General features: G+C 43.5%; 21 protein-coding genes. 7 read left to right on the plus strand and 14 right to left on the minus strand.

Annotated elements, in window-relative coordinates:
- The first annotated feature begins 18 nt into the window (after positions 1 to 18).
- A complete protein-coding gene (locus H6G18_RS02805; RefSeq protein ID WP_190405561.1) occupies positions 19 to 1,563 on the plus strand; it encodes a DEAD/DEAH box helicase in 1,545 nt (514 codons plus the stop codon).
- Positions 1,564 to 1,701: 138 nt separating this feature from the next.
- Entirely contained in the window at positions 1,702 to 2,280 is a 579-nt protein-coding gene (locus tag H6G18_RS02810) for a Uma2 family endonuclease (RefSeq protein WP_190405562.1), read from the plus strand.
- A 114-nt stretch (positions 2,281 to 2,394) separates the two neighbouring features.
- On the opposite strand, the gene H6G18_RS02815 is transcribed toward H6G18_RS02810, so the two are convergent.
- The 11 genes from H6G18_RS02815 to H6G18_RS02865 all read right to left on the minus strand — a co-directional run bounded on the left by H6G18_RS02815 (position 2,395) and on the right by H6G18_RS02865 (position 14,083).
- Positions 2,395 to 3,342, minus strand: coding sequence for an aldo/keto reductase (locus H6G18_RS02815; protein WP_190405563.1), 948 nt, complete (start codon positions 3,340 to 3,342; stop codon positions 2,395 to 2,397).
- A gap of 104 nt (positions 3,343 to 3,446) precedes the next feature.
- Positions 3,447 to 4,499: a tRNA dihydrouridine synthase DusB gene (dusB, locus tag H6G18_RS02820; protein WP_190405564.1), complete on the minus strand. Its 1,053-nt coding sequence runs from the start codon at positions 4,497 to 4,499 to the stop codon at positions 3,447 to 3,449.
- 35 nt (positions 4,500 to 4,534) lie between these two features.
- Complete coding sequence (locus H6G18_RS02825) at positions 4,535 to 5,431, minus strand: MBL fold metallo-hydrolase (protein WP_190405565.1); 897 nt, start codon at positions 5,429 to 5,431, stop codon at positions 4,535 to 4,537.
- Between the two features lie 531 nt (positions 5,432 to 5,962).
- On the minus strand, positions 5,963 to 7,885 hold the full coding sequence (locus H6G18_RS02830) for a tetratricopeptide repeat protein (RefSeq protein ID WP_190405566.1): 1,923 nt from the start codon (positions 7,883 to 7,885) through the stop codon (positions 5,963 to 5,965).
- On the minus strand, positions 7,879 to 9,321 hold the full coding sequence (locus tag H6G18_RS25160) for a caspase family protein (protein ID WP_190405567.1): 1,443 nt from the start codon (positions 9,319 to 9,321) through the stop codon (positions 7,879 to 7,881). The genes H6G18_RS02830 and H6G18_RS25160 overlap by 7 nt, the downstream gene beginning before the upstream one ends.
- Complete coding sequence (locus H6G18_RS02840) at positions 9,312 to 9,473, minus strand: type II toxin-antitoxin system HicB family antitoxin (RefSeq protein ID WP_190405568.1); 162 nt, start codon at positions 9,471 to 9,473, stop codon at positions 9,312 to 9,314. The genes H6G18_RS25160 and H6G18_RS02840 overlap by 10 nt, the downstream gene beginning before the upstream one ends.
- 89 nt (positions 9,474 to 9,562) lie before the next feature.
- Positions 9,563 to 10,738: a hypothetical protein gene (locus H6G18_RS02845; protein ID WP_190405569.1), complete on the minus strand. Its 1,176-nt coding sequence runs from the start codon at positions 10,736 to 10,738 to the stop codon at positions 9,563 to 9,565.
- A 214-nt stretch (positions 10,739 to 10,952) separates the two neighbouring features.
- Positions 10,953 to 12,074 carry a geranylgeranyl reductase family protein gene (locus H6G18_RS02850; RefSeq protein WP_190405570.1) on the minus strand — a complete coding sequence of 374 codons (1,122 nt, stop codon included), beginning with the start codon at positions 12,072 to 12,074 and terminating at the stop codon, positions 10,953 to 10,955.
- A gap of 120 nt (positions 12,075 to 12,194) precedes the next feature.
- The gene (gene frr / locus H6G18_RS02855) at positions 12,195 to 12,743 is read right to left on the minus strand and encodes a ribosome recycling factor (protein ID WP_190405571.1); all 549 of its coding nucleotides are present in this window, start codon (positions 12,741 to 12,743) and stop codon (positions 12,195 to 12,197) included.
- A complete protein-coding gene (gene pyrH / locus H6G18_RS02860) occupies positions 12,730 to 13,458 on the minus strand; it encodes a UMP kinase (RefSeq protein WP_190405572.1) in 729 nt (242 codons plus the stop codon). The genes frr and pyrH overlap by 14 nt, the downstream gene beginning before the upstream one ends.
- 70 nt (positions 13,459 to 13,528) lie before the next feature.
- A complete protein-coding gene (locus H6G18_RS02865; protein ID WP_190405573.1) occupies positions 13,529 to 14,083 on the minus strand; it encodes a thioredoxin family protein in 555 nt (184 codons plus the stop codon).
- 479 nt (positions 14,084 to 14,562) lie between these two features.
- On the opposite strand from H6G18_RS02865, the gene H6G18_RS02870 reads away from it, so the two are divergent.
- Positions 14,563 to 15,492, plus strand: coding sequence for an alpha/beta fold hydrolase (locus H6G18_RS02870; protein WP_190405574.1), 930 nt, complete (start codon positions 14,563 to 14,565; stop codon positions 15,490 to 15,492).
- Between the two features lie 148 nt (positions 15,493 to 15,640).
- The gene (gene lepA / locus H6G18_RS02875) at positions 15,641 to 17,452 is read left to right on the plus strand and encodes a translation elongation factor 4 (RefSeq protein WP_190405575.1); all 1,812 of its coding nucleotides are present in this window, start codon (positions 15,641 to 15,643) and stop codon (positions 17,450 to 17,452) included.
- A gap of 105 nt (positions 17,453 to 17,557) precedes the next feature.
- Here the strand turns inward: lepA and H6G18_RS02880 are convergent, their stop codons facing one another.
- Both H6G18_RS02880 and H6G18_RS02885 read right to left on the minus strand, forming a co-directional pair.
- Positions 17,558 to 18,280, minus strand: coding sequence for an SDR family NAD(P)-dependent oxidoreductase (locus H6G18_RS02880; RefSeq protein ID WP_190405576.1), 723 nt, complete (start codon positions 18,278 to 18,280; stop codon positions 17,558 to 17,560).
- 38 nt (positions 18,281 to 18,318) lie between these two features.
- Positions 18,319 to 19,074 (minus strand): glucose 1-dehydrogenase, encoded by a 756-nt coding sequence (locus tag H6G18_RS02885; protein ID WP_190405642.1) that lies wholly within the window; start codon positions 19,072 to 19,074, stop codon positions 18,319 to 18,321.
- Between the two features lie 89 nt (positions 19,075 to 19,163).
- Between H6G18_RS02885 and H6G18_RS02890 the strand changes: the two genes are divergently transcribed.
- From H6G18_RS02890 to H6G18_RS02900, 3 genes are all read left to right on the plus strand, one after another.
- Complete coding sequence (locus H6G18_RS02890; protein WP_190405577.1) at positions 19,164 to 19,529, plus strand: winged helix-turn-helix transcriptional regulator; 366 nt, start codon at positions 19,164 to 19,166, stop codon at positions 19,527 to 19,529.
- Between the two features lie 399 nt (positions 19,530 to 19,928).
- Positions 19,929 to 21,116 (plus strand): glycosyltransferase family 4 protein, encoded by a 1,188-nt coding sequence (locus H6G18_RS02895; protein ID WP_190405578.1) that lies wholly within the window; start codon positions 19,929 to 19,931, stop codon positions 21,114 to 21,116.
- Positions 21,117 to 21,280: 164 nt separating this feature from the next.
- Positions 21,281 to 22,252: a cyanophycinase gene (locus H6G18_RS02900; protein ID WP_190405579.1), complete on the plus strand. Its 972-nt coding sequence runs from the start codon at positions 21,281 to 21,283 to the stop codon at positions 22,250 to 22,252.
- A 54-nt stretch (positions 22,253 to 22,306) separates the two neighbouring features.
- Here H6G18_RS02900 and H6G18_RS02905 read toward each other — a convergent pair whose 3' ends face one another.
- Positions 22,307 to 23,473: a cysteine desulfurase family protein gene (locus H6G18_RS02905; protein ID WP_190405580.1), complete on the minus strand. Its 1,167-nt coding sequence runs from the start codon at positions 23,471 to 23,473 to the stop codon at positions 22,307 to 22,309.
- Between the last annotated feature and the right edge of the window lies 1 nt (position 23,474).

Consider the following 23,474-nt stretch of genomic DNA (forward strand, 5'->3'; position numbering starts at 1 on the left):
CAAAATCGAGGAGAATTGATGAATTTATCGTTTCAAGAACTAGGAATTTCCCAGGAACGCGTAGAACACTTAGAAACAATGGGTTTTACCGCACCTACAAATATCCAAGTTCAAGCCATTCCCCAACTATTGTCAGGTCGGGATGTGGTTGGTCAATCACAAACAGGTACAGGTAAAACAGCAGCATTTTCACTGCCAATTTTAGAGCGGTTAGATGTTCAACAAAAAGCAGTACAAGCAATAGTTTTAACCCCAACCCGTGAATTAGCAATTCAAGTCCACGATGCGATCGCTCAATTCGTTGGTAACAGTGGATTGCGGACTTTAGCAATTTATGGAGGTCAATCAATTGACCGCCAAATGTTACAACTCAAACGCGGCGCGCAAATCGTCGTTGGTACACCAGGACGGGTAATTGACTTGCTAGAACGAGGTAACTTGAAGCTAGATCAAGTCAAGTGGTTCGTATTGGATGAAGCTGATGAAATGTTGAGCATGGGCTTTATCGACGATGTAGAGAAAATTCTTTCTCAAGCACCCCAAGACCGTCAGACAGCTTTATTCTCAGCTACGATGCCACCATCAATTCGGATGCTGGTCAACAAATTTTTGCGATCGCCTGTCACTGTCACCGTCGAACAGCCAAAAGCTACACCCAACAAAATCAACCAGGTAGCTTATCTCATCCCCCGTCATTGGACAAAAGCCAGAGCCTTACAGCCAATTCTGGAAATGGAAGACCCAGAAACAGCTTTAATCTTTGTTCGTACCAGACGCACCGCCGCCGAACTCACCAGCCAACTGCAAGCAGCTGGTCACAGTGTGGATGAATATCACGGTGACTTATCCCAACAAGCACGGGAACGCCTACTAACTCGGTTCCGCAGTCGTCAAGTGCGCTGGGTAGTAGCAACCGACATTGCTGCACGAGGCTTGGATGTAGATCAACTATCTCATGTGATCAACTACGACCTACCCGATAGCGTCGAAACCTACGTCCACCGGATTGGTCGTACTGGTCGTGCTGGTAAAGAAGGTACAGCAATTACCTTAGTACAACCCTTTGAGCGTCGCAAACAGCAAATATTTGAACGCCACGTCCGGCAAAATTGGCAATTGCTTTCTATCCCCACCAGGGCGCAAATCGAAGCACGCCACATCCTGAAATTGCAAGAACAAGTCAGAGAAGCCTTAGCTGGTGAGCGTTTGGCTTCCTTCTTGCCCATTGTCAGCGAATTGATCGAGAAATATGATGCTCAAGCGATCGCCGCAGCCGCACTACAAATCGCTTACGATCAAACTCGTCCCGCTTGGTTAAGCACCGAGATGGAAATTCCCGAAGAAACCGCCTCTACTCCCAAGCCCAAACTTGGCAAGCGTCGTGAGTTCTCCGGTGACAGAGACAGAGGTCGTTCCAATTGGAATAAATCTGACAATAACAACAGCGACGACGAAAGACGCGGTAGTCCCAAGCCCAAATTACGGACTGGTCGCCGTGAACCTTCTGTTACACCCGGTAATCCCAAGTTAGGTTCACCTGCTGCTAGAGAATCAGCTTCCTAGAGTGCTGAATACTGAGTTTTGAGTGCTGAGTAGTAAATAAATATTATTTAGATTTATCTCAGAACTCATCAATTGCAGCACCTAACTGTTTTGATCAGCTTGTAGGAACATAGATATAAATGGATTATTTCTACTCTTATGTTCACAATCTCAGACTTAGAGCAGCTACAAGCTGAACATCCAGAATGGCAGATGGAACTGGTAGACGGAAGTATTTTGGTTATGGGGCCATCTGATTATATTTCAGAAGAAATAGGCGTAGAGTTTGCGCGGCAACTAGCTAATTGGGTTCGCCCACGTAAACTAGGACGAGTAACCGGTTCCAGCGCTGGTTTTATTCTGCCGAGACTGGAAACGGAAAATGGTATCGAATCTGATATCGAAAAACGTAATCTCCGCGCTCCTGATGTATCTTTTGTGCGTGCAGAGAGATTAAAAATCAGCAAACGTGATTTTGTAGAATTAGTACCTGACTTGATGATAGAGATTAAGTCTAAATCAGATCGCATCAAGCCACTAGAAGAAAAAATTCAATTATTTTTACAACTGGGGTCTACTGTGGGGATTCTCATTGACCCAGATAAATTAACATTAACTGTTTACCGAATTAATCAAGAGCCGATAATTTTAAAAAATAACGATAAGTTAACATTACCTGATCTACTTCCAGGTTGGGAGCTAACAGTATCAGAAATTTGGCCTCCTGTGTTTGAGTGAGAGAAGCGGGTGTTCAGATACCCGACTTTTTTAAAAAAGTCGGGGGTCTATGACTTATCAGCAGAGGTATGGGGAAGAAATTCAACCCAATCCACAGTCCCCGATACCTAACCGCTATTTCCAAGGACGACTAACTATTTCTAAATCCTGAATTTCTTCATCGCTTAATTTCCAGCCTAAAGCGCCTGCATTTTGTCGTACTTGCTGGGCAGTTTTTACTCCCGCAATGGGAATCACATTACCTTGAGCGATTAACCAATTTAAAGCAACTTGGGCAGGAGTGCGATCGTATTTTTCCCCCAAGCTACGTAACAGAGATATCACAGGTGCGATTTTTTGCAACCCGTCTTTATTAAATCTTGGGTCTATGCTTCTAGCACCAGTTGGACTTTCACCCCTTTCAGCCGAGTATTTGCCTGTAAGTAATCCTTGTGCCAAAGGACTGTAAGCCAAAATAGTTACACCCAACTCATGGGCAGTACCTAAAATTCCGTTAGTTTCTATTTGGCGACTTAATAAAGAATAGCGGACTTGATTCACCGCTAAAGGCACACCCTTAGCCGCTAATATTTGATGAGCTTCCCGCATTTGTGATGCTGAATAATTACTGACACCAACTGCGGCAATTCTCCCCCGCTTCACTTCGTCAGCCAGGGTGTTTAATAAAGTTTCTTGACTTAATAAAAAAGCAAATGGCCAATGCACTTGATATAAGTCTACACACTCTAGTTGCAGCCGCTTGAGGCTGTCTGTTAAAGCATCAGAAACAGACTGACTTGTAAATCGCCAAGGTAAGGGGCCAAATTTTGTGGCAATTTGTACGGGTTGCTGTGCTTGTTTGACAAATTGTCCTAACAATTCTTCTGATAGTCCCAGTCCGTAAACCTCTGCTGTATCAAAGAAAGTAATACCTGCTTCTAGAGCTGCGGTGAATGCTTCTTGTATCTGTTCCGGGCCGTAGCCATTGCCATAATTCCAAAAAAGTTTATCACCCCAAGCCCAAGTTCCAATGCAAAGGGGTGTGACGGTAGGGCCATTTTTCCCTAAAGTGATTGTTTCCACGATCGCCAGATTTAATTTAGTTACATTTCTTTACTTTTTTAGTGTAACGCTGGCAAAGTGAATGTGTTTAGTAAAAAAAATAGCTTCTATGACCGTTTTCATGCTTAAGCTACTTGAAAATTACTTTCTTCTTCTACCAGTTCATAACCATGAGTTAATTTTTCCGTAGCTCTGTCAATCAAATCCAAACCTTGTTGGACTGTTTCAATCACACTTAACTGTCCACGTAACTCAGCAGCACCGACGAAACCCTTAGCATACCAAGTCATGTGCTTGCGGGCTTGACGGACACCGCGATCGCCTTTATATTCCCATAAGGCTTGTAAATGATCTCTGGCACATTCCAAACGTTGAATTGGGGTCGGTGCTGGTAAAATTTCCCCAGTTTTTAAGAAGTGGTCAATTTCTCCCACCAAAAAGGGATAACCCAAAGTCCCACGGGAACACATCACACCATCAGCACCCGTTTGTTCTAAACATTTCACCGCCGATTCCACAGAGAATATATCGCCATTACCAATCACCGGGATGGAAAGTATTTCTTTGACACGGGCTATCCATTCCCAGCGAGCGTTACCATTGTAACCTTGAGCGCGGGTGCGTCCATGCACAGTAATCATTTGCGCTCCCGCATCTTCCATCCGCTTGGCAAAATCGAGAATGGTAATTTCTCTGTCATTCCAACCAATCCGGGTTTTTACGGTGACCGGCACATTCACAGCTTTGACAACTTCCCTTACAATGGCTTCTGCAACTTCCGGCTGTCGTAATAAAGAAGAACCGCCACCATTTTTGGTAATTTTATTTACCGGACACCCCATATTAATATCAATCGTATCAGCACCCTCAGCAACAGCTTTGATTGCTGCTTCTGCGAGGAAATCGGGGCGACAGTCAAACAACTGAATGCTAATTGGTCGCTCGTTTGGGTCTACCTCCATAATTTTTGGTAACTGCTTGACATAGTGTAAACCCGTAGCATTCACCATTTCCGTGTACATCATCGAATCTGGTGCATAGCGACGTACCAAGCGGCGAAACACCATATCTGTCACCCCCGACAAAGGCGACTGAAGGACTCGGCTTTTAACTGCGAATGAGCCGATTTTTAGGGGTTGGGAAAGTCTAGCTTGTAGGTTGGGGGACAGAGTAACCATAGAGGCAATTCAAAATACCAAATCAATCTTAACTGTTAACTGTTGAAGGTTAAAGGTTGACGCTCATCAGTCATTAACTCAATACACTTGTGCATCTGCTGACGCATCGTATCAATATCAGCATGAAAGCGTCGTCCATGTCCTGGTAATACCCACTCAAATGAGTAATCAGCTAATCGGCGCATGGACTTAATTTGTTCTGCCCAAGAATACCAGCATACATCATGAAAGGCGGTCAATTGTTGCCGAGTTCCCGACCATGCAAGATGATCACCCGTAAACAGAAACTTATTTTTGTATAGTAAAACTGTGTGTCCTTTAGTGTGACCAGGAACGGGAATAATTAATATATCTGGTTGTAAAGTAAATGCTTCCGAACCAGTTAATTGGATTTCTACGTTCCGAGTTCCCGCAGAAATTTCATCAGCGTGCAAGATACGCTGACAGTGAAAATGTTCAGCAAACCTTTGATGATCAGCCACATCATCTTGATGAGTTAAATACATATATTTTATTCCCCCCATCGCCTCTATGCGTTTCACTAAAGGCGGTGTAAATCGAGGAGAATCTACTAAGATATTTCCTTGTGACTGTTGAATTAAATAACTAGCAGCACCATAGGATTTTTCGGAATGATAGCCACAGTGATAAATATTTTCAGCGACTAAAATGGGAAAACTTTCCTGAGCAATTTTGATATCTTTGGGTTTTTCAACTGTACCAATGGAACTGGTAGGACAAGATAAAAGTGCTTGCAGTGCGGCTAATCTTTCTGTCTCGTTTGTTGGTTGATGATATACTGCCGACATTTCATCAACACGATGAAAAACATCCGGTGTCATCCAGCGACAGGTATCACAATCAATACAGGTAGTATCTACATAAAAATCGCCGGGAGTATTTTGGGGGCGACGAAGATTTACATGAGCCATAGTACACCTCTGTGTGCCAAGCTAACTGCTAGGCTGTTAACCAACCCTGATTCCACCAGCCTAACAAAAACCACTTCCAACTATCACCATCACTAGAGATATAGCGTTTCTCAATCCACTAAGTTACTAAGTAAAAATCCTCCGCGCCCCTCCGCGCTTTCCTCCGCGCCCCTCTGCGTTTAAAGGCTCATTCACGGAGCAAAAATACTCGTTGACGGAGTTCAAAGACTCGTTAACGGAGCAAAAATACTCGTTGACGGAGTTCAAAGACTCATCAACGGAGCAAAAATACTCGTTGACGGAGTTCAAAGACTCGTTAACGGAGCAAAAATACTCGTTGACGGAGTTCAAAGACTCATCAACGGAGCAAAAATACTCGTTGACGGAGTTCAAAGACTCGTTAACGGAGCAAAAATACTCGTTGACGGAGTTCAAAGACTCATCAACGGAGCAAAAATACTCGTTGACGAAGTTCAAAGACTCGTTCACGGAGCAAAAATACTCGTTGACGGAGTTCAAAGACTCACAAAGCTAAAAATTATTCCGGCGCAAAGCTTCCAAATTATTTCGCACAGTAATTGTATTAGGATGATTTACCCCTAGCCGTTGTTCCAAAATTGCCAAAGCCTCTATATACAAAGGTTCGGCTTCGCTGTACCTGCCCTGGGAATCGTAGAGATAAGCCAAATTGTTGAGGCTAGTTGCCACATCGGGGTGTTCATCCCCCAGCAGGCGTTTTCTCATTGCCAAAGCCTGGATATACAAAGGTTCGGCTTCGCTGTGCCTGCTCTGGGAATAGTAGAGTCCAGCCAAATTGTTCAGGCTAGTTGCCACATCGGGATGTTCATCCCCCAGCAGGCGTTTTCTCATTGCCAAAGCCTGGATATACAAAGGTTCGGCTTCGCTGTACCTTTCCTGTAAATTGTAGAGTAGTGCCAAGTTGTTTATGTTAGATGCCACATTGGGGTGTTCCTCTCCCAGTAAGCCTTTGAGCATTTCCAAAGCTTGAACGTACAAAGGTTCGGCTTCGCTGTAGCGTCCCTGAGAGTAGTAGAGTATAGCCAAATTGTTCAGGCTAGTTGCCACATCGGGATGTTCATCCCCCAGCAGGCGTTTTCTCATTGCCAAAGCCTGGATATACAAAGGTTCGGCTTCGCTGTACCTTTCCTGTAAATTGTAGAGTAGTGCCAAGTTGTTTATGTTAGATGCCACATTGGGGTGTTCCTCTCCCAGTAAGCCTTTGAGCATTTCCAAAGCTTGAACGTACAAAGGTTCGGCTTCGCTGTAGCGTCCCTGAGAGTAGTAGAGTATAGCCAAATTGTTCAGGCTAGTTGCCACATCGGGATGTTCATCCCCCAGTAGGCGTTTTCTCATCGCCAAAGCTTCGACTAACAAAGGTTCGGCTTCGCTGTACCTTCCCTGTGAATCGTAGAGTAGTGCCAAGTTGTTTATGTTAGATACCACATTGGGGTGTTCCTCTCCCAGTAAGCGTTTGAGCATTTCCAAAGCTTGGACGTACAAAGGTTCGGCTTCGCTGTAGCGTCCCTGAGAGTAGTAGAATCCTGCCAAATTATTCAGACTTTCTGCCACATCTGGGTGTAAATACCCCAAAAGATGTTGTCTCATTTCTAAAGCCTGGATGTGCAGAAGTTCGGTATCGCTGTACCTTCCTTGTGAATAGTAAATTTCTGCCAAATTGTTCAGGCTCTCTGCTACATCCGAGTGTTCATTTCCCAGTAACCGTTTTCTCATCTCCAAAGCCTGAATTAAAAAAGGTTCAGCTTCACTGTACCTTCCCTGTGAATAGTAAATTTCTGCCAAATTGTTCAGGCTAGTTGCCACAGAGGGGTGTTCATCCCCAAAGCGTTCTCTAGTAGCTGATAAACATTTTTCCCTCCAAGGTAAAGCTTGCTCGTAAGCTCCTTGTCCTTCGTAAAATCTGCCCAAACCGACAAAAGGCCAAAATAAATCATTATCACTTAACCAAGCTTGGTAAATTGTGGTAACTTCCTCAAGGTGAGGTATAGCCAGGTTTGCTTGAGCAATTTCTATTAATGTGGGTGTCTGTGGAATATCCTGCGCTATTGCTACCATCGCTTGACAAAAGCCGCGCTTGAGTTCGTCAACTTCCGCTAACTCTTCCAACTTCTGCCGCAATAATTCCTGAATGCGTTCGTGAATTTGGTAAGTTTCCTCTGCCAACTCTTGCAGCAAATAACGCTCAACTAAAATATTACGGTTAGCTTTCAGGTCAAAATCTAAATTACTAGCACTCGCTGCTAATTCTACCAAAGACCAGGGAATAGGGGCTAAAGCAAACAAACTCAACAGACAAGCCAACTTTTGCGCCTCTGGTTCTAAGCACTCCCAATTTAAATCAAAGGCAGCAGCTACACCAGACTCACCTGTTGCTGCTTGCTTTTGTTGTAGCCTTGCAAGGATGTCTTTTAACATAACACTCTCCTTGGTTCTCGGCTGTATGCTGCCACTTGGTACAATCCAATCGGTATATTACCCACAAACTGACACAGTTTTTGGGCAAATTCTAATTCCTTTTCAACTCTGTCGCGTCCCAATAGCTGTGTTAATAATTCTAAGGCTGCATCTGGTGACAATTCACCTAACGGCAGAGAGGGATAAGTCAAGCCTGTATTTATACGAGTGGTGATTAACACTTTAAACCGAGAACCTTTAGCTGGCAGATAGTCTTTAACTTGCTTCCAGTCTTTAACATCATCAAACACCAATAAAGCTTTCCCTGCTTGCCAATTCCGCCAACAATAAGCAACCTTACCAGTCAGGCTTAATTCCTGGGGAGGGTTAAAGTTATTAAAATTCACCAAACCAAACTCTACTAACTGTGTTCCTAATTCAGTACCTTGGGGATTCAACCAGCAACACCCCCCAGGATAATCTTCTAAATGTTGCCATGAGTATTGAATGGCTAACTCAGTTTTCCCCACCCCACCTTGCCCAGTTACATCAGAAATTACAACTACATCATTTTCTTGTAATAGTCGGTGCAGTTCTGCTAACTGGTTATCTCTCCCGACAAATTTAATAGCATTACTCTGTTGAATATTGTGGGGGATATCAAAAGGATTGTAATGATACTTTTCTTGATCACCATCCCCATTGCGATAATAAAAATAAGTGGGCAGTTGCTTTTTATCTAAAGTTTGAAATTGCTGTTTAACTTGTTCTGCAACTGCCAACATATTAGGCGGAAAGCTGCCATTCGCTTGTTCTAACGCCTCCCTCACCGCTTGGGAAAAATACCCCGTTTTCTCTGCCGAGTTTACCTTAGCTGTTTCGCCTTCCCGTGCCGCCAGTAACACAAACTGTTGACTATCCGTTCTTGGCTTCCCACTAGGAAATATTTTTCCCCCTAAATTAGTTGGTCGTCCCTGAGTTTCTAAGAAATAATTAGCACAGGCATCAATAATACAGATGTGATGGCGAATGCCAAACCTATCAGAACCCAATAACAGCAGCAAGGAATGTAAATCTAGATTTAGCCAACTCTGCTGAGTCGCATCAGCACAAATCAACCTGCGTTCTCGTTCTGAAGAAATCAAACCATGCCCAGCCCAAAAGATGTAGAGTAAATCACCAGACTGTTGAGAGAGAAAGTTAGTCACAATATTGTAGAGATTTTGTTCTGTTGCTAACTCCACCTTTAACTCACATTCCCCAACCAAGTGATCATTTTCTGGCAGTGACGACAAACACAGGCGAATATTCTCCGTCGGTACACCACACCCACACAACCACCACGCAAACCTCAGCGCATCTTGGGCTTGTCCTCCTGTATTCCAAGCAGTTTCGTGATATTTTTCAATACCCACCACTAACCCATAAGTGCGTTCTGGTTTAGCCGTCAACTGCATAATGTTTCTATGTACAGTTCAACCGCTTCTTTAATGTTTTCTTGTACTTCTGCTAGTGAATCACCTTGAGATTGACAACCAGGAAGTTCAGGACAATAAGCATAATATCCATCTTCATCTTTTTCGATGACAATGCTGACTTTATAGGACATATCAAATTTACCTTTACCCAGCTAATATTTGGAAAATTGAGGGGTTCAGATCCCCGACTTCTCAAAAAAGTCGGGGATCTTTTTGTTCATCACGGCAACCTTGCAAAAATCGCTTCCCAAGTTGTAGCATTTGTCCAATAAGCACCATGAGAACGGGGGAATGGTTGTTTACTATCCACCTCTACATCCTGAACATTAGGAAAAATTCTACTGCCCACGTAGCTGAGGAAATCCCGTAAATCATAAATATTTAACCATTCCTCCGGGAAATATTCCGGTAATGGTTGATCATATTCTAGACTGTACAGAGCGTTAATCTCATATAAAAACGGTGCTTGAGAACCCACCGTAATCAATAATTCCACCTGAGACAGTGGTTGCTGCGCCAGCAAATCTACACAAGCGATACCCCCTAAACTATGGGCGAGTAACACCACCGGCGGTTCAGCTTGGGCGATTTGTTCTTTGATAAAAGCCCGAATTTTCTCCCCCCGCGTCTGATACAACAGGATATCACAGGGCATAGGCGAAACCTTATCAGTCACAGCCCCGCGTCTGCGCTTGACATAATTTGTTCCCAGGTGCAGCAATGGTTGTAATAACCAACCACCCAAACCTAATTCCGCCTCAGCTAAAGCCAAAACCAGGGATTCCACAACTTTGTCGCGCAATTTTGCATCGGTGAGTATGGGCGGAAATTTTTCCTGTTGTTCACAAATCAACATTGCTTGAGCAATAATTGCCCTAACGATAACCACCGCATACTCATTTACATCAGACTCGCCGACTTTGGGTAAAACTTCCTCATAAGCCTGGGAGTGAATCACAGCCTCTCGCGCTTCCTCAAACACCCAAGCAATTCCCGCCTTGGACAATTCCGCTTCCAGTTCGGCGGTGGGGGTAAAATTTTCTACCCGCGCCTGTAATATATCTGATGGTTGCTCCCCGAAAGGATTTGAGCTACTTCCATCAATGGATTTCAACGACAATAACCGCAATTCATACAAAGGATCGCGGTATAATTCCCCCCACAGAACAATATCTGCGTCTTCCGTCTCCACCTCATCTAAAGCCAGCGTCCCATCATACAAAGGCACTGATGCACCGTTAGCATTTAACTTTATGCCGCATACATCACCCCAAAGACAAGGCGTAACTATAATATTTTGATTGTGGTCGTAAATTTTTTGCTTAATTATCTGAAAAGTTTGCTCATATTCTCGTCCTCTTACCCCTGTACCATGTACAAAGATTACAGTGGTCATAGTTATTTATAGGGATTTTAATTTAAAGCTTTCCCTATGTATTATTCACAACCACTGATTAAAATGCAAGTAGACGTGATGAACCGCGTCTATACGAGATGTTAGAAATGTGGTTATTTGATGATGCGAGCCGACACGAGGGGTTCAGATCCCCGACTTCTTTAAGAAGTCGGGGATCTTGTTACTTGTTACAGTCATACTGATGGAATAAATCCTAACCCCTAAAACCAGGAATTAAACGCTTAAGGGCGCGTCCTGCAACACTGCTGTAGGACATTTCACCACAGAGAATTTTACCCATAACCTTGGGTGCAGTGGGACGCTTAACACCAACTTGATAACCAACGCTAGGAAAGCGATAGAAAGCGCCTGCTAATTTTTGCGCCCAAGCCATTTCCACACCCCAGCTTTCATGGATGAGTTCGGTATATTGTTCTAAAGCGTTAATATCACCAGAAAGTGCTTGGTCAACTGCTCCGGCGGCCATGACACCACTATAAATTGAGGGACGAATCCCTTCTGCGGTCATAGGATCAACGACACAAGCTGCTTCCCCAGCCAAAATAGCATTTTGAGTATGTAACTTTTGATTACCATCCCATAAAGCAATTGGATGACCATATTGCTTACTAGTTTTGATATCTATATTGAATAATTTGGAGTATTCAGCCAAGATTTTCTTAAAATCCTGGGGTTGACCACCAATGAAAGTTCCCACCCCAATTGAATAACCATCTTCTTTGGGGAAGTTCCAAATGTAGCCGTTTTTTACTAAACCAAACTCGAAGTGAATTGTAAATTTATCTTCTACATTGGTGGGAACTTCTGCTTCTAATGCACCAGCTAAACGGCGTTTACGGTCTTTGAAACCTAACCATTTTGCCATTGGGCCTTTAGCACCATCAGCAGCAATTAAGTAGCGACCAGTAACAGAGCCATTTGCTGTGTTAACTTGCCAGCGATCGCTTATAAATTCAATTCCTGTAACTTCTGTATTATCTCGCAGTTCTGCACCTTGTTTTTGGGCTTGCTGTACTAAGAACTGGTCAAAAACATCCCGACGCACCATCCATACAGGTTCTTTAGTCTCAATTTTCGCTTCTACGGGGTCGCCTAAGTTCCAGGTAAAGCGGAATGAGTCTACTTTCAGGGAAATTGCTGGGCTAAAGTCAAAATCAAACCATTGGGCAACTATTGGTGACACACCTCCACCACATGGTTTATATCTAGGTAGAGATTCTTTTTCTAAAACTAAGACTGAGCGCCCTTTTTTGGCTAAATGATATGCTGCTGCTCCACCCGCAGGCCCAGCACCAACGATGATGGTGTCATACATAATTCAAAATTCAAAATCTCAAATTCAAAACTTTTTAGAGTGGTCAATAGTCAACCGTTTGAACTATTGACCATTGACTCACAAGCTGAAGGATTTCCAGCACTTTAGCCTTAAAACTTCTTAGACAGTGGAGATGTCTTTTTCTTTTTCTACCAACAATTCATCGATTCTGGCAGTGAATTTATTGGTGATTTTTTGCAGTTTGTCTTGTTGGTCTTTAGATTCATCTTCGGAAACTTCGGCGTTTTTCTCTTGTTTGCGAATGGAATCTAGAGCATCACGGCGAATGTTACGAATAGCAACACGTCCTTCTTCCGCGTACTTAGCCGCAATTTTGACTAGTTCTTTCCGGCGATCGCTTGTTAAAGGTGGTATATTCAAGCGAATGACGGAACCATCATTACTAGGTGTTAAACCAACATCTGACAGAGAGATTGCTTTTTCGACAATATTTAAACTGCTTTTGTCGTAAGGCTGAATTAGTATTGTCGTTGCATCTGGTGTACTGATATTCGCCAGAGATTTTAAGGGTGTGGGTGAACCGTAGTAGTCTACTAACACCTTATCTAACAAGCTGGCGTTGGCGCGGCCAGTACGAATTGTATTAAATGCTCGTTGAGTCGCCTCAACGGTACTTTGCATTTTATTTTCAGCTTCAGCTAATTTCACAAGAACCTCCCACAAGGGTACCGATAGATTCCCCTAAAACAGCGCGGCGAATATTACCACGCGTTGTTAGGTCAAATACAAGAATAGGGATATTATTTTCTTTACAAAGGGCGATCGCAGTACTATCCATTACCCGCAAGTCCTGATTAAGGACATGGGCGTAGGTAAGACTGGTATAACGTTTGGCGTTAGGATAGATTTCCGGGTCTGCATCATACACCCCATCTACCTTAGTAGCTTTAAAAATTACTTCTGCGTCAATTTCTGCGGCTCTTAATGCTGCTGTTGTATCTGTCGTAAAAAACGGATTGCCGGAACCAGCACCAAAAATAACCACCCGTCCCTTTTCTAGATGACGGATGGCTCGACGGCGGATATATGGTTCAGCTAATTCCTGCATAGCGATCGCAGTTTGCACCCGCGTCTGTACTCCTATGCGTTCCAGGGAATCTTGCAGTGTCATGGCATTCATTACTGTGGCAATCATCCCGATGTAATCGGCGGTTGCCCTGTCCATCCCCGCCGATGCTGCTTTTACGCCACGAAAAATATTCCCACCGCCAACGACGATGGCAATCTGAACACCAGTGGCTATCACCTCTGCTATTTCTTGGGCTATTTCCTTGACCACTTCTGGATCAATACCATAGCCCATGTTGCCCATTAAGGCTTCACCGCTCAGTTTGAGTAAAACCCGTCGGTAATTCGTTCCCATGAAGTTCCGCTTTATCAAAAAAGTTGCAAGTGCCTCCAATTTAAGATAGCAGTACAGTGACTATCTATGTCTATATACGCCAGATCAATGAAGTGCCTACTGGTTCCGTCTCAGGTACTGGGATTTCTTCGCCTTTAAACAGAGCAGCGATCGCATTTCGCAGATAGTCTTCACCCAGAGATGATGGCTCTTGAGGATGGTTGTCAATCTGCCCTCTATATCGCAATATACCATGACTGTCGATCAAGAATGCCATCGGTGTTTTAGTAGCACCAAAGCTCCGGCTAACTTCTTGGGTCGAATCCCACAGGTAAGGAAAGTGTAACTCATGATCCTGAGCAAAAGCTTTCATCCTGTCTAAGCTTGACCAACTAGGCCCAGTAATATCACTAGCATTGATGCCAATTAAGATAAAACCGTCCGCCGCAAATTCCTCTTGAATACCTTTTAACCTGTCTAAATACAAGTTTACATAAGGGCAGTAATTGCACAAAGAAATTACACCAACTGCCCGAAAATTACCCAAATAACGGCTGAGATGGTGGACTTGATTATCAATACCTGGTAATTCAAAATCTGGTGCGTAGCCACCAACAGAAGTGTTAGTTGTTTCTAGTATGGTCATCTTCTTTCGCCAGCCTGCACTAGGAACAATAATCTAGGTGAAATTTAACCTCACTGTTTAGGTGTAAATCACCTCTTAGCAGATGCTTTATATCCAGTACATCTTATGGACAATCTTCAGTTCCGTAAATTGTAAAACTACTGAATTTGTCCGGATGCTCATTTCATTAACTTGTATTAGCTTCTAATTTTTGTATAAACACATTAAAAATGTTGTTATTAATCAGCAATTATGCAAACTTTATATCAATTACCAAGCTTATCCGATCAAAATATTACATAATATCTATATATTAATGAGCTAACTTCAAGAATACTTAAACACTACAGTATAGATAAATATCTAAACACGAGCAGATTTTAATAACTCTTATACATGGTTTAGATAAAAATTACATTCATATAAATCGCCTGACATAAAATCACAATTTCAACCAGAATGGCATCACAACTGAACACATCAAATATTTTTCAATTCTCATGAATACTTATACTTCTACAAAAACATGGATTTGGCGAGGCTTCTCCATTTGCTATCAAACCCAAGGAGCTGCTGGTCCGGCTGTTGTACTAGTACATGGCTTTGGTGCTTCGTGGTGCCATTGGCGAAAAAACATCCCGACACTAGCAGCAAATTGCCGCGTTTATGCAATTGATTTAATCGGTTTTGGCGGTTCAGCTAAACCCCAACCAGGTACTGAAATCGCTTACACACTGGAAACTTGGGGAGAGCAAGTAGCAGATTTTTGCCGTGAAGTAGTGGGTGAAGCAGCTTTTTTAGTGGGAAACTCTATTGGCTGTATTGTAGTTATGCAAGCAGCCGTGAGCAACCCAGAAATGAGTTTAGGCCTTGCCTTACTCAATTGTTCTCTACGATTGTTACATGATCGCAAACGGGAAACCCTACCTTGGTCACGTCGTTATGGAGCGCCTTTACTCCAACGTGTACTATCTATTAAACCAATTGGTCAGTTCTTTTTCCGTCAAGTTGCTCAGCCAAAAACAGTCAGAAAAATCCTGCTACAAGCCTATGTTAATAGCGACGCAGTGACAGAGGAACTAGTAGATATTTTGACAGCACCAGCAAGTGATCCTGGTGCTGTGGCTGTATTCTTGGCTTTTACCTCTTATTCTTCAGGCCCTCTACCAGAAGACCTTTTACCCTTGCTACCTTGTCCAGCGATGATTGTGTGGGGAACAGATGATCCTTGGGAACCGGTGGATTTAGGTCGAGAATTAGCCAATTATCCTCAAGTAGTGAAGTTTATTCCTTTGGAAGGGGTAGGGCATTGTCCTCAAGATGAAGCCCCTGAATTAGTCAATCCGATTTTACAAGATTGGATATGGGAACAAGGAAGGCGACTAGAATCCCAAGATATGGAGCATAACTCTCAAGTAATTGGGTCATAAGGTAAGTCGGCGAGCAAAATTCAGGGAAATTTGTATATGGCTAATGATTAATGAAGATTGATTAGCAGCGTGTTGGCTAATAAAGCATTAAAATACATGAAGTAAATGCTCTTATAACCTTGGTTGCTGCTTCAGCAAAGATTAGTATATGACTGACGTTCCCGCAGTTCGCATTCGCAATTTTTGTATTATTGCTCACATCGATCATGGGAAATCTACCCTGGCCGATCGCTTACTGCAAGCCACTGGCACTGTTGACGAGCGGCAGATGAAGGAACAGTTTCTCGACAACATGGATTTGGAACGGGAGCGCGGCATTACAATTAAGCTGCAAGCTGCCCGGATGAATTATCAAGCCAAAGATGGTCAGCAGTATGTGCTGAATTTAATTGATACGCCGGGTCATGTGGACTTTTCCTATGAAGTATCTCGCAGTTTGGCGGCGTGTGAGGGGGCCTTGCTCGTGGTAGATGCGTCTCAAGGTGTTGAGGCGCAAACTTTGGCAAACCTCTATTTAGCTCTCGAACACAATCTAGAAATTATCCCAGTTCTCAACAAAATTGACTTACCAGGGGCAGAACCAGAGCGAGTAATCAGCGAAATTGAAGAGATTATTGGTCTAGATTGCAGTGGCGCTATTCTCGCTTCTGCTAAAGAAGGAATTGGTATAAATGAAATTCTCGAAGCCGTTGTTGAGCGTATACCGCCAGCACCCGATACGGTTCATAAACGCTTGCGGGCATTAATATTTGATAGTTACTATGACAGCTATAGAGGTGTAATAGTATACTTTAGAGTGATGGATGGGACGCTGAAAAAAGGCGATCGCGTCTATCTTATGGCATCAGGGAAAGAATACGAAATTGACGAGTTAGGTGTTCTTTCTCCCACCCAAAAGCAAGTCGATGAACTGCACGCCGGGGAAGTTGGTTATTTGGGAGCTGCAATTAAAGCGGTAGCTGATGCACGGGTGGGTGATACCATCACCTTATCCAACGCCAAAGCAACAGAAGCTTTACCGGGTTACACAGAAGCCAACCCGATGGTTTTTTGTGGAATGTTCCCCATTGATGCCGACCAATTTGAAGACTTGCGGGAAGCCTTAGAAAAGTTGAGGCTGAATGATGCTGCATTGCAATATGAACCAGAAACTTCCAGCGCGATGGGTTTCGGGTTCCGTTGCGGGTTCTTGGGTTTGCTGCACATGGAAATCGTCCAAGAACGGTTGGAGAGAGAGTACAACCTGGATTTAATTATTACAGCCCCCTCGGTAGTTTATAAAGTAATTACCATTAAGGGCGAAGAACTGTATATAGATAATCCTAGCCATTTGCCTGCCCCCAACGATCGCGAAAGAATTGAAGAACCATACGTCCAAGTAGAAATGATTACACCGGAAACTTATGTCGGCACTTTGATGGAGTTGTCGCAAAATCGCCGGGGTATTTTCAAAGATATGAAATATCTCACTAAAGGACGTACCACTCTGACTTACGAAATCCCGTTGGCGGAAGTTGTTACCGACTTTTTCGACCAAATGAAATCGCGATCGCGTGGTTATGCAAGTATGGAATATCACCTCATCGGCTACCGCGAGAACCCCTTGGTAAAGTTGGACATCATGATTAACGGTGATCCTGTGGATTCCTTGGCCATGATTGTTCACCGAGATAAAGCCTATGGCGTTGGACGTTCAATGGCAGAAAAACTGAAGGAGTTAATTCCCCGCCATCAATTTAAAGTTCCCATTCAAGCGTCAATTGGTAGTAAAGTCATTGCCAGTGAACACATCCCCGCCTTACGCAAAGATGTACTTGCCAAGTGCTATGGCGGTGACATTAGCCGGAAGAAGAAACTTTTGCAGAAACAGGCAAAAGGTAAAAAGCGGATGAAATCTGTCGGTACTGTGGATGTACCCCAGGAAGCTTTTATGGCTGTGTTGCGGTTAGACCAAGATTAGAGGCTAGTTTTTTCTCTAGATTATTTGCAGTTATCGAAAGAATGTAGAAGGAACATCCGTACCTTCTACATTTTTGTTTTGGTTTTAATTACCTTGTATTACTAGTTAAGTAGCAGGCTTTTCATACAAGCGTAGGACACTACTATTGACCATATATGCTTCTTCACTAGCAAGCCAAGCTGTAAATTCGCCAATGTCATCAGCACTAATCCAGGTTGGTTGACTGCGTTCTTTACTGCTACGAGTCGCTACCCAGCTATGAACTATAACTTCATTAATCCGCACATTACTACCCTTGTTTTCCTCCATCAACACCTGAGCCAGCATGAGCTGTCCAGCAGCAGAAATGCTGACAAGGCTGACATTGGGAATGGGTACTTCGGCGGCGGCTCCGCCAATCAAGGTGTAGCTAGTCCCCTTATTTTCTTTCAAGACTGGTAGAAAGGTGCGGGCGGCGATAAAGTGACTGGTTAAATTACTATCTAAATATTGTTGCCATTCGGCAATTGAAACTTCATTTACAGGTCTGTTACCAGACCACCAACCGCCAAGGGACGCAACCACAGCATCAAGCTGACCAAATTGTTTGAGCAGTTGATCACGAATCCCTTCTGCACTATCAATTTCACTAATTTCTCCCACAATGGGAATAAAGCGTTCTGGATGAGCCAGTTCACCTAAATAAGTGCGTAGTTCCTCAAGTTTTTCGGCTTTACGGGAAGGCACAACTACTATGGCACCTGCTTTCAGATATGCTCTGACAATACCTTCGCCAACATTACCTGCACCGCCAAGAATTAAGGCGATTTTGTTCTCTAGTTTGGTCATGATTGCTTACCAATTTATGGTTTCAGGTGAAGTATTAATCACGCTGCGAGTATTCCGCCATCAACAGCAAGGGTATGTCCGTTGACAAAATCTGTAGCATCAGCACACAACCACAGCACAGCATTGGCAATGTCATCGGGTTTGCCTAAACGTCCAGCCGGGACAAAACTCTCAAAAGCTTTAGTGTTACCTCCCGTTGCTTGACTGAGCATTTCCGTTTCAATTGGCCCTGGTGCGATCGCATTAATACGGATTTTGTGAGACGCGTATTCCAAGGCTGCTGCTTTTGTCAGCATGATCACAGCCGTTTTTGAGGCATCATAAATTGATAAACCAGGTGATAGAGGGCGAAAACCATTGATGGAAGATGTGTTAATAATTACACCTCCATTGCCTTGAGCCAACATCTGAGTAATTTCGTGCTTCATACACAAAAAAACGCCCTTGACATTAACGCCAAAAACCTTGTCGTAGGTTTGCTCTGTCTGATCTGCCAGTAAAGCATTATCGCCCAGCAACCCAGCGTTATTAAAGGCAATATCGAGGCGACCAAACTTATTGACAACGGTGGCAATAGTTGCTTCTATATCTGCTTGGTGCGATACATCGGCTTTGACAAACAAACCTTCACTACCTACCTGATGAATCGAGCTAACGGTTTCATTCCCTTCGTCTTCTCTCCGCCCGACGACAACAACTTTAGCACCAGCACGAGCAAAAGCGATCGCTGTAGTACGCCCGATGCCAGAAGTCCCACCAGTGACAAGGGCAACTTTATTTTCTAAGGAAATCATCCAAATTCCTCTGTTTTGACTCATAAAGCAGTGTGCCTGATTTACATTCTTCTTTACAAGTAGGAACTTTCTGGTGATATAGTTACTTCATGGTTCCCAAAGATAACCAAACACTTCTCGCAGCAGATTGTCCTATGCGCCAGATGCTCGATCTGGTAGGAGATAAATGGACACCGCCAGTACTGTATCTTTTGTCATCTGGCACTAAGCGATACACTGAATTTCAGCGTCAAATACCAGGTGTGTCTAAAAAAATGCTGACACAAACTCTCCGACGGCTAGAGTCGGCTGGTGTTGTTCAAAGGACTGTATATCCAGTTGTGCCGCCAAAGGTAGAGTATAAATTGACTCCCTTCGGTGAGAAATTGATTGAACCTATCGCTGCTTTGGCAGATTGGGCTTGGCAGCACCAAGAAGAATTAAAGCTAGTTTACGAACGTCAGCAGATGCCATGAGCAGTCAGAAATGGAAATTTTGCAGATTTTCCAGACTGACTTAAGAACTGGTTGAAAATATTGCCATCATAAACGCTATAATCGCAACTCACTGATTTAAAACTGTTCCTTTTGATAGTTATCAGTGGAAAAACTTATACTATAAGCTTTTCTAATTTTATATCTTGGATTTTACATTCTACTTTAGCTATGGGGGGTAATGTACTACATTTCACTTTGGTTTTGATGAGCTACCCTAGAAGGTTTAATCAAGTATTTACCAATTTACCTAGCTCTGATAACTTTTGATCACCGAAACCAAAAAAATGTAAAAAAATCCGAAAATTTTAGTAAACAAATATGCAGTAAGTGTCACCCTCATATTTTTAGATATTTATAAAGCATTGGGGAGTCCAGTCCATGAAGATATTGGTACTAAGTTGGGAGTTTCCACCGAGGATAGTTGGCGGTATTGCCCGTCATGTAGCAGAGTTATACCCTGAACTGGTAAAACTAGGGCATGAAATCCATCTAATTACGGTAGAAGTCGGTCAAGCATCGATGTATGAAGTTGTGGAGGGAATTCACGTACATCGAGTACCAGTTTCTTATAGTAATGATTTTTTTCACTGGGTGGTCAATCTCAATCAGAGCATGGGTCATCATGGTGGAAAATTAATTAGTGAGGAAGGCCCTTTTGATTTAATCCATGCTCATGATTGGTTAGTGGGAGATGCAGCGATCGCTCTCAAGCATAACTTTAAAATTCCCCTGATTGCTACCATCCACGCTACAGAATACGGACGCTACAACGGTATTCACAACGAAACCCAACGCTATATCCACAGCAAAGAAAACCTACTAGCTTACAATGCTTGGCGGATTATTGTGTGTACTAATTATATGCGCCAAGAGGTAGAGCGAGCCTTGGAAAGTCCGTGGAATAAAATTGACGTGATTTATAACGGGATTCGTCCCGAAAAGAAACAACACCACGAAGATTTTCACGCTCAAGATTTTCGGCGGCAATTTGCGGAAGACCATGAGAAGATTGTCTACTATGTGGGACGGATGACCTACGAAAAAGGTGTACCAATTTTACTGAATGCTGCTCCCAAAGTCTTGTCACAGATGGGAGGCTACGTGAAATTCGTGATTGTTGGTGGTGGTAATACTGACAATCTCAAACGTCAGGCTTGGGATTTGGGAATTTGGCACAAATGTTACTTTACGGGTTTTCTTTCCGATGAATATTTGGACAAATTCCAAACTGTGGCTGATTGTGCAGTATTTCCTAGTCTTTACGAACCCTTTGGGATTGTAGCTTTAGAAAGCTTCGCCTCGCGGGTTCCCGTAGTGGTTTCCGATACAGGCGGGTTCCCAGAAGTAGTACAACATACTAGAACTGGTGTAGTGACTTGGGTGAATAATCCCGATTCTTTGGCTTGGGGAATTTTGGAAGTTTTGAAAAATCCTGGTTATAGTCAATGGCTGACTGATAACGCCTATAAGGATTTGGAACGCCGCTTTAGCTGGCCTAAGTTAGCCCAACAAACCGAGACTATTTATCAACAAGTGGTAAAAGAGCGATCGCAAGTTGAATGGTAACAAAATCTCCAGACAAGCTGAGGTTTTCGCAGATTAACTCAGGGAATCAATAATTACTCTGCGCTATTCGGCATTAACAAACAGTACAAGACCTGTACGCTGGGAATTTTAACCTTAGGAGTGCGAAATTAAGCAATAGTTGCAGTTTGCTCCAAAAGGTGCGTATGACAAGGGCATTCCCAAATATAGCAAAGTGCTGGAAGAATTCTATATCTCGTCTTACAGCATACCTGAAACTGTTATTTCAGGGCAAAACTGTCGATGTTCTTCCTGCCCTAGCTGGCCCTGTCCTTAACTTGGGTGGGGGTGGCCCGGATGTGGAAGCGGCTATTCAGTGGATGATTAACCAAGTCAGGGGAACCGCCAGAGTGAATGTCGTTGTGCTTCGCACTTACGGCGGGGATGACTACAATCACCTGATATATCGGATGTCAGGTGTCAACTCTGTACAGACTCTGATCATCAGCAATCGCCAAGATGCTAACAGAGATGATGTTGTGCAGAAAGTCCTCAATGCTGGAGTAGTTTTCTTCGCTGGCGGCGACCAATGTCAATATATTCGTAGCTGGAAAAACACCAAGTTAGAAAATGCTGTCACCTCAGTTTACCGGAGAGGGGGAGCTATTGGTGGTACTAGCGCTGGGGCTATGATCATGAGTGATTTCATATATGATGCTTGCGCTTGTGAAGACCCCATCGAAGCAAAAGACGCACTCGAAGACCCTTACCAGAACATTACTTTTACCTACAACTTTTTCCAATGGCCGCATTTGCGGGGAACTATTATTGACACCCATTTTGATAGTCGTAAGCGCATGGGTCGCATTATGGCGTTTATTGCCAGACAAATTCAAGATGGTGTGTCTAGGAGTGCATTAGGGGTAGCCATTAGTGAGGAGACATCGGTTGTTGTAGATAAATATGGTAAGGCGAAGGTGTTGGGAAGAAACGCCGCCTACTTTGTCTTCGGTGACCATCCACCAGAAGTATGTAAACCGCGATCGCCACTCACATATCATGATTACAAAATTTGGCGAGTCCGCAGTGGTGACACTTTTGATTTGAATAATCCACCAGCTAGGGGTTATTACTTCAGGAGTGTGAAGCGGGGGAGGTTTGATGCAGATCCTTATTAAGAGATGAAGGGGATGAAGTAAGTAGAAATCCTTCCTTTTCTTCCCCTATTTCCCCTAAACCAGAGTCGCTTGTTTGCGTAAACTTTGAATGGTAGCGATCGCGTGTTTCGCTACTATATCAATTTCTTCTGCTGTATTAAAGCGTCCAATGCCAAAGCGAATGGAAGCATAAGCTTGTTTTTCTGGGCTTCCTAAGGCTGTGAGGACGTGGGAGGGGGCGGTTTTGGTGGAGGAACAAGCGGAACCGGAAGATACCGCCATCACAGGCTGTAAACCTAACTGGAGTGCAGCACCATCTACACCCTCAACGCTGATATTCAAGTTTCCGGCTAGTCTTTGGGTGGGATGTCCGTTGAGGTGAATACCTTCTAGTTGTGATAGTTGTGACCACAATCTTTGTCTTAATTGGGTGAGGCGTTGATTTTCTGCTGTTTGTTCTGCTATGGCGATTTCTACAGCTTTGGCAAAACCGACGATTTGCGGCGTGTATAACGTCCCTGAACGCATCCCTCGTTCATGTCCACCGCCATGCTGCTGGGGTGCGAGTTGGACTCTGGGGTTGCGTCTTCTGACGTACAATGCACCAATACCTTTAGGCCCGTAAACTTTATGGGCTGTGAGGGACATCAAATCGACTTTCATGGCTTGTACATCTAAGGGGATTTTGCCAATGGCTTGAGCTGCATCTGTGTGGAAAATGATATTGTAACTGCGGCACATTTCCCCAATTTCTGCCAGAGGTTGCAACACACCGATTTCGTTATTTGCTGCCATCACCGATACTAAAATCGTCTCAGGACGCAACGCCTTTTGTAATTCTGCTAAATCAATTAATCCATCTGCTTCCACTGGCAGAATAGTAATATCAAAACCAAGAGTTTTTAAATATTCACAAGCGTCAAGTACGGCATTATGTTCAGTTACAACAGTAATAATATGCTGACCTTTGGGAAAATAAGCTTCAGCTACACCTTTAATTGCTAAATTATTCGCTTCCGTTGCCCCACTAGTAAAGACAATTTCTTCTGGGGTAGCATTAATGGCTGCTGCTAAAATTTCTCTTGCTTGTTTCACAGCCGCTTCTGCTTCCCAACCATAAACATGACTGATACTAGCTGGGTTGCCAAATTTTTCTGTAAAGTAAGGTAGCATTGCTGCCAGTACCTGCTCATCTACAGGTGTGGTGGCGTGACAATCGAGATATATAGGACGATTAGACATA

Source organism: Anabaena subtropica FACHB-260, from assembly GCF_014697105.1.
Taxonomy (GTDB): domain Bacteria; phylum Cyanobacteriota; class Cyanobacteriia; order Cyanobacteriales; family Nostocaceae; genus Trichormus; species Trichormus subtropicus.